A 4,158-nucleotide genomic window follows, 5' to 3' on the forward strand; every position below is an offset into this window, starting at 1 on the left:
TCACACCAAGAGCATTTACGTGGATTAATTGCTGAGCATTTAGAGCTAACAGGCTCATGCAGAGCAGAAAGTATTTTAGCTAATTTTGAGCTCTACTTACCTATGTTTAAATTAGTAAAACCTAAATCAAGTGACGTAAAAAGTTTACTCGGGCATCGCGCCCGTAGTAGTGCCGAACTACGTGTTCAGGCGCAATAAGGGGGCAGTATGAGCGAAAATGTATATCAATTTATAGACGTGCAGCGTGTAGATCCACGCAAAAAGCCAATTTCGTCACGTAAAAAATCATTTGTAGAAATTTACGAACCCTTTTCAGAGAATCAGGTTAACTCTCAAGCGGATCGTTGCTTGGATTGTGGTAACCCATACTGTGAATGGAAATGTCCGGTACATAATTACATTCCACAGTGGCTTAAACTAATTCGCACAGGGCGTATATTAGAAGCCGCAGAGCTTTCTCATCGAACAAACAGCTTGCCTGAAGTTTGTGGCCGTGTTTGTCCTCAAGATCGGTTGTGTGAAGGCTCATGTACGCTCGATGAAGAGTTTGGCGCGGTAACGATAGGTAACATTGAAAAATATATTACCGATACCGCGTTTAAAATGGGCTGGAAGCCAGACATGTCTTACGTAACATGGACGGATAAAAAAGTAGCTATCATTGGTGCAGGGCCCGCGGGCTTGGGTTGTGCGGATATTTTAGTTCGAAATGGTGTTAAACCTGTTGTGTTTGACCGTCACCCAGAAATTGGTGGATTACTCACATTTGGTATTCCTTCTTTCAAACTAGAGAAAGAAGTGATGCAAAAACGCCGTGAGATTTTCACTGAAATGGGCGTAGAATTTAAGCTGAATGTTGAAGTAGGTGTAGATATCACTATGGATGATATTTTAGCCGACTATGATGCAGTATTTTTGGGCGTGGGTACGTATCAGAGTATGCGTGCAGGGCTTGAAAATGAAGATGCGTCGGGTGTTCACGATGCGCTGCCGTTTTTAATCGGTAACACTAACCGAGTTATGGGTTATGACGAAGCGAATCAAGCTTATATTGATATGGCGAATCAGAAGGTCGTTGTATTAGGAGGTGGTGATACTGCGATGGACTGTGTAAGAACGTCTATACGACAGGGTGCTGCAAAAGTAACGTGTGCGTACCGCCGTGATGAAGAAAATATGCCAGGCTCTAAGCGTGAAGTAAAAAATGCCAAAGAAGAAGGGGTTATATTTACATATAACGTTCAACCTAAAGGCATTGTGCTAGACGCTAACGGCCATGTTGCAGGCGTAAAAATGGTTAAAACTAAGCTGGGTGAGCCAGATGCGAATGGTCGTAGCCGCGCAGAAGAGGTCGCCGGTTCAGAGCATGTTATTGAAGCAACACAAGTAATTATGGCGTTTGGTTTCAAGCCACACAAAATGGACTGGTTAGAAAAGTATGATGTAGAAATAAACCACTGGGGCGGTATTAACGCACCAGAGCAAGGTGAATTTACACATCAAACAACTAACCCTAAAATATTTGCTGGTGGCGATATAGTGCGTGGTTCGGATTTAGTAGTAACCGCTATTTTTGAAGGCCGTAACGCAGCTGAAGGTATTATGGATTATTTAAAAGTTTAATTTAATATTTTCAGAAATCGACAATTTAAAAGCAAGCCAAGTGGCTTGCTTTTTTGTGCTTGAAACGAATTAGGTACCATTTATTTTTAACCATTTTATTTTCGATGATAATTTGGTCGTATTACCAAGCTACACTCATGAATAGTTTTAAGATTCATAAAGTTAAAATTTTCTAAAAAAGGTACTAGTATTAATTTTACATCAGTAATACTTTAATCTTGATTTAACTGTTGAAAAAGGAGAGTATTGAGTGTTACTCAGAAAAATTGGTGATAACTTTGCTGAAAATTAACTCAATAATATAAGAAAAATAGCGCTTATTATGCATGAACATTCAAATAATCCAGAAAGAAAACTAATAGTTAGATTTTTCTCATCAATAGGCTTTATAGCAACCTTGGTGATGGGCTGCATTGCATTGACCAACAGCGATTATTTTTTATTTTTTACCTTAATATGTTCTTCGCTAATTTACGCATGGGCGCTTAGTGTTTATAAAAACCTTGAAAAGTCAGCTAGTGCTATCCTATATAACCTTTATGCATTGATGATTTACCTTGTTTTAACTGGAGGCGCGCAGGGAACCGGTCCGATTTGGATATTCATAGTTTCGCCAGTCACATTTTCAATTAGAGGCTTAAAGCGCGGTATCGTTGATATTGTTTTGTTTTTATTAGCGGTTATATTAGCTTTTTATTGTGCGCATACCTTTAGTATTTATAACTATCTACCGGATCAATTTCCCTATCGAGTTATATTTTCATTTATTATTGTCGCAATGTTGAGTGGCTTTTATGAAAACTCAAGGGAAAAATACAATCAAAAAATATTAGCACTGAGTAAAAAAAATGAACTGTTGGCGACTATTGACCCTTTAACGGGGTTACCAAACAGACGCTTTACAATGAATAAGCTTAGTGAATTTAAATTAGCGCTCACGAAGGAGCAAACACCGTTTGTACTTATTTTGTGCGATGTAGACAACTTTAAAAAAGTTAACGACGAGTACGGGCATAGTTTTGGTGATGAAGCGCTCATACACTTAGCTAATATTTTAAAGCAACATATTCCTAATAATGCCGTTGCATCACGCTGGGGCGGGGAAGAGTTTTTGATTGCAATTCCTAATGTATTTAACGCAAAGGGCGTAGAAATCTCAAATAAAATACATGCCGCGCTAAAACAATTTCCTGTTAATACATCTTTTGCGAGCTTAAGCTTAACGATTAGTATGGGGGTTGTTCAATCCCATGAAAGCGATTCTATAGACATTGATATCAAGCGCGCAGATGAATTGCTTTATAAAGCTAAAGAGCAAGGTAAAAATAGGACTTGCTCAGAGTAGTTTTATTATTCCATTGAGAACGAATCAAGTGTTGATTTAACTTTAGCAATACGTCTTTTTAAACTCATGTAACAAAATACATTACACAGTATTTGGGTGAGCAAAACACATGTATAACTAAAAATTAAATTATTCGAATTACCATCCTGGTAACTCATTAAATTGTAAACACTAAGAATAAGCTGAACGAATAACGTTACATTTAAAAAGCTCATTAAGTGTTTCTTGAATTGTGTGTGTTTATATCGGCTAAATAAAGTTAACAATATACTAATTAAAACCAGTAGACAGCTTACAATAATAAGAATTAAAGCAGTATTAGTAATCATATAAAGGCCTTGCTGAAAATTGAAACCCTAGTTGGTTATTAATTAAACCTAAATTACACATGCGCTTTTTATTAACTCTTTTGCGTTTGCTTTTGCTGTTTTACTAACATTGTCGCCGCCAAGCAACCTTGCTATTTCGTCTACTCTACCATCTTTTGTTAGTGCCAGCATATTGGTAAAGGTTTCACCTTTAGCAATTTCTTTTGCTACAAAAAATTGCTGATGCGCACTACTTGCAACCTGCGGCAAATGGGTAACACAGATCACCTGAGTCGATTTACCAAGTTGCCTTAATAACTTTCCAACAGCAGAGGCTGTAGGTCCAGAAATACCTACGTCTACTTCATCAAATATCAATGTTGGTGTTGTTACTTTTTGGGCAATAATAACCTGAATGGCTAAGCTAATACGCGAAAGCTCACCACCAGACGCCACCTTAGCCAAAGGCTGAAGGGGCTGCCCTGGGTTGGTCGATACTAAAAACGAAACGCTATCATGCCCTAAAAGATTGGGGGCGCGCTCAGGATCTTCAGTAAGCGATATTTCAAATACACCATTTTCCATGGATAAATTTGCCATACTTTCGCTTATTAAGGTGTTTAAGGTATTAGCATAACTTCTGCGGCTAATACTTAGCGCTTCACTTGCTTGCTTGTAGTCAAGCAATGCATCGTTTATTTCATAGTCAAGTTGCTCCAAACGCGAACTATTATTACTAATTGACTCGAGTTCTTTTGAAATTGACTGATGAAATTCAACTAATCCTTGCGGTTTTATATGGTGCTTACGAGCTAAGTCCATTGCGCCACTTAACCTATTTTCTATCTCTGTTAAACGGGCTGGGTCTAAATCAACTTGTTC

Annotated in this window: 3 protein-coding genes and 1 pseudogene; 3 read left to right on the forward strand and 1 reads right to left on the reverse strand. The window is 38.0% G+C overall.

The genetic code is table 11. From position 1 onward, the window contains the following. From BCG07_RS15220 to BCG07_RS15230, 3 genes are all read left to right on the forward strand, one after another. A partial coding sequence (locus BCG07_RS15220; RefSeq protein ID WP_286890940.1) for a hypothetical protein occupies window positions 1-198 on the forward strand: 198 nt, incomplete at its 5' end. A 9-nt stretch (window positions 199-207) separates the two neighbouring features. Then, on the forward strand, window positions 208-1,623 hold the full coding sequence (locus BCG07_RS15225; protein ID WP_286890941.1) for a glutamate synthase small subunit GltD family protein: 1,416 nt from the start codon (window positions 208-210) through the stop codon (window positions 1,621-1,623). Window positions 1,624-1,945: 322 nt separating this feature from the next. Further along, a complete protein-coding gene (locus BCG07_RS15230; RefSeq protein WP_242032455.1) occupies window positions 1,946-2,968 on the forward strand; it encodes a GGDEF domain-containing protein in 1,023 nt (340 codons plus the stop codon). A gap of 377 nt (window positions 2,969-3,345) precedes the next feature. On the opposite strand, the pseudogene BCG07_RS15235 reads toward BCG07_RS15230, so the two are convergent. Beyond that, a pseudogene (locus BCG07_RS15235) lies at window positions 3,346-4,158 on the reverse strand (DNA repair protein RecN); the annotation flags it as partial.

The organism is Pseudoalteromonas sp. ESRF-bin5 (assembly GCF_002632075.1).
Lineage (GTDB): Bacteria > Pseudomonadota > Gammaproteobacteria > Enterobacterales > Alteromonadaceae > Pseudoalteromonas > Pseudoalteromonas marina.